Source organism: Azospirillum sp. B4, assembly GCF_000333275.1.
In the GTDB taxonomy this organism is placed as follows: domain Bacteria; phylum Pseudomonadota; class Alphaproteobacteria; order Azospirillales; family Azospirillaceae; genus Nitrospirillum.
The window spans coordinates 1-3,161 of the sequence record NZ_BACU01000340.1; the positions used below are offsets into that span (position 1 = coordinate 1).

General features: G+C 70.8%; 3 protein-coding genes. 2 read left to right on the forward strand and 1 reads right to left on the reverse strand.

The features are described from left to right. A partial coding sequence (locus I55_RS15100; protein WP_211100312.1) for a methyl-accepting chemotaxis protein occupies positions 1 to 1,471 on the forward strand: 1,471 nt, incomplete at its 5' end. Here I55_RS15100 and I55_RS15105 read toward each other — a convergent pair. Beyond that, positions 1,468 to 2,511, reverse strand: coding sequence for a hypothetical protein (locus I55_RS15105; protein ID WP_044561417.1), 1,044 nt, complete (start codon positions 2,509 to 2,511; stop codon positions 1,468 to 1,470). The genes I55_RS15100 and I55_RS15105 overlap by 4 nt on opposite strands. On the opposite strand from I55_RS15105, the gene I55_RS15110 reads away from it, so the two are divergent. Continuing rightward, a partial coding sequence (locus tag I55_RS15110) for an efflux RND transporter periplasmic adaptor subunit (protein WP_199902605.1) occupies positions 2,510 to 3,161 on the forward strand: 652 nt, incomplete at its 3' end. The genes I55_RS15105 and I55_RS15110 overlap by 2 nt on opposite strands.

Here is a 3,161-nt window from a genome sequence, read left to right on the forward strand (position 1 = left end):
CGCTGCAGGCCAGCCGTACACCCCGGCAATGCAAATCCAGTCCGCGACCCTGCGCGGCCAGTTGGACGCGGGCTGGCGACTGACCAGGGCGCTGGCCCTGCGCGCCGACGTGCCGGATGGCGTGCGCCAGGCCATGACCACCGCCGAAGCAGCCTATTTCAAGGAGGTGCTGGGTCTCCACGACCAGATCGAGAAGGCGGTCCTGGCCGGCACGCCGTCACCTGTTTCGCTGGACACGTGGATGGAGCGCAGCAACGCCTCGTTCGAGGCGCTGGCCGGCGTGCCCATGGCGGCGCTGGACGCCGCACGGGAGTTGGCGCGGCAGGAGGGGGGCGCCGCGCTCACCCGCCTGGCCCTGTTCGGCGTGCTTCTCCTGCTGTGTATCGCGCTGGGCGCCGGCGGCATGGTGATGGTGGCCCGGCGGGTGACCCGTCCCATGACCACCATGACCGGTGTGATGCTGCGCGTGGCCCGTGGCGAACTGGATGCCGAGATCCCCTATGCCGGCAACCAGGATGAGATCGGCGACCTGGCGGGCGCTCTGGGCACCTTCCGCGCCAACGCCCTGGAACGCCAGCGGCTGGAAGATACGCAGCGGGTGGAGCAGGCGGGCCGGGAACGCCGCGCTCGCGCGGTGGATGCCCTGGTGGGCGAATTCGACGCCCAGGTGCGTGAGGTCCTGCGATCGGTCGAGGCCTCATCCCAGCAGCTGACGCACATCGCCGGCGCCCTGGGTGGCATGGCGGACGCCACCTCATCCCAGGTGGCGGCGGCGGCCGAGGCTGCGGAACAGACGTCCGGCAACGTGCAGACCGTCTCCGCGGCGGCGGAGCAGATGGAGGCTTCCGTCCGGGAGATCGGGCAGCAGGTGGCCCATTCCAGCAGCATGGCCTCCCAGGCGGTGGAAGAGGCGGAGCAGACCAACGGCACCGTCGCCAGCCTGGCGGACGCGGCCCAGCGTATCGGCGACGTGGTCAAGATGATCAACGACATCGCCAGTCAGACCAACCTGTTGGCCCTGAACGCCACCATCGAGGCGGCACGCGCGGGTGAGGCCGGCAAGGGCTTCGCCGTCGTGGCGCATGAGGTGAAGCAACTGGCCGGCCAGACGGCCAAAGCCACCGACGAGATCGGCGCCCAGATCAACGCCATCCAGAAGGCGACGAACCAGGCGGTGGGCGCCATCGGCACCATCGGCCATTCCATCCGCAATATGAGCGAGGTGTCGACCGCCATAGCCGCCGCGGTGGAGGAACAGGCCGCCGCGACCGGGGAGATCAGCCGCAACGTCCGCCAGGCGGCCGACGCCACCCGCGACGTCTCCCGCAATGTGGCCGACGTCTCCGCCGCGGTGGGGGAGACGGGGCGCACCGTGGCCGACATGCACGGCGCCGCGCAGGGCCTGACGGGCGACGCCGACCGGCTGCGCGAGGCGGTGGACCGCTTCCTGACAGGCATCCGCGCCGCCTAAGGCGATAGCCTCACGCGGGGGTCGGGGCCGGCGGTGTAGCTGGCCTTGACCCCCGTTTCCGTAACCGCGGCGGCCCAGAGCGCCCAGCGGTCGGTGCCGGCGCTGGTCAGCAGCAAGGATAAGGCCCGCGCGGCGGCCGGCATCCGCGCCACGGCCCTGCCCAGGGCCGTGCGGGCGTCAAGCCCGTCCTGGGCCGCCAGATCGGCCCAAAGGGCGAATAGCGCGGCGTCGTCATCCTTGCGGCCCTGCCGCAGCGCCCTGTCCACCAGCCAGTGGGCGACGAAGCCGCAGGCATAAGGCATGCGGTTGCGGGCCGCTGTCGCCGGGCTGTCCAGCGGCCGGTCGCCCAGGCTGGTGACGCACAGGTCCAGTTGAAGCTGCACTTCCGCCAGCGCTGGCGGCACGCCGTGGCGCATGACCAGGCCAGCGGCGTAATCGGCGGCACCCTCGTTCAGCCAGTCGGGAAAGTCCGCAACGTCATGCCGGCGCAGGAACAGGTGGAAGACCTCATGCGCCAGCAGGCGGTCGCGTTCGGGCCTTAGTTCCAGCCGTGGCACGCGCCAGACACCGCCGATCTGGAGCAACAGCATGCCGCCGCCGGTGACGCTGCCTCGCAGGTAGGGGGCCGGCCGGTCCTGATAGACGATGATGGGGGAAACGGCGCCGCTTGGGGCCATGCGCGCCCGGTAGTAGGCCAGGGCGCGGGAGAGGCCGGGGGTGACCGCCGCCCGCCAATCGGCGGGTAGGGTTGGCCGGGCGACTAAGCGGCCTAGTTCCGGCCGGTCGGCGTCGACGGGGGTGACGTAGTCCGCCGGTCCGGCGAAGACATAGCCGCCCAACGCCCGGGGACCCGTCGGCAGGGTTGTGACGCCGCCTCCCGCCAACACGGTTTCCATGGCCGGTGATCGAACCTGCAGGAAGGGGCCGTAGACCAGGAAGCCGCGTTCGCCCAGACGCAACAGGACGGGGTAGGTGCGGTCGACGACGCGGGTATCCTCGCTTATGACCAGGGTGACTTCGCGGAAGGCGCTCCCGTCCATGGCGCTCACCTCCTGGTTCCGCAGCGCCAGCCCCGGCGTCCCGATCCGCCACACCGGATTTCGCCAGGGTGCCACGGCCGCCGCCCGGTCGGCGGCGCTGGACCTGGAGTTCACCCAGATCCGCTCCCCCATCACCGGCCGCATCGGCGACCGCAAGATCGACATCGGCAACCTGGTCAGCGGCGGCACGGCGCAATCGACCCTGCTGGCCACCATCGTGACGCAGGACCCCATCTATTTCGTCTTCGACGGCAGCGAGGCGGACTACCTGCGCTACAACCGCCTGGCGCTGGAGGGCAAGCGCGGCTCGTCCCGCGACACCCCCAACCCCGTCTACGTTCGGCTGATGGATGAGACCGGCTGGACCCGCAAGGGGGAGATGGACTTCGTCGACAACCGGCTGGACCCCAATTCCGGCACCATCCGGGGCCGCGCCGTCATCCCCAACGCGGACGACTTCCTGCACCCCGGCACCTTCGGCCGCATGCGGCTGCTGGGCTCCGGTGAATACGACGCCCTGCTGGTGCCGGACGAAGCGGTGGCGTCGGACCAGTCGCACAAGATCGTCCTGACNGTGGCGGAGGACGGCACGGTGACGCCCAAGCCGGTNTGCTGGGCACCCTGGCCTATGGCTTGCGGGTGGTCAAATC

What these genes read in the sequence shown, in the direction of transcription:
- I55_RS15105 (WP_044561417.1), bottom strand. Translation starts at nt 2,511, where the DNA reads ATGGACGGGAGCGCCTTCCGCGAAGTCACCCTGGTCATAAGCGAGGAT.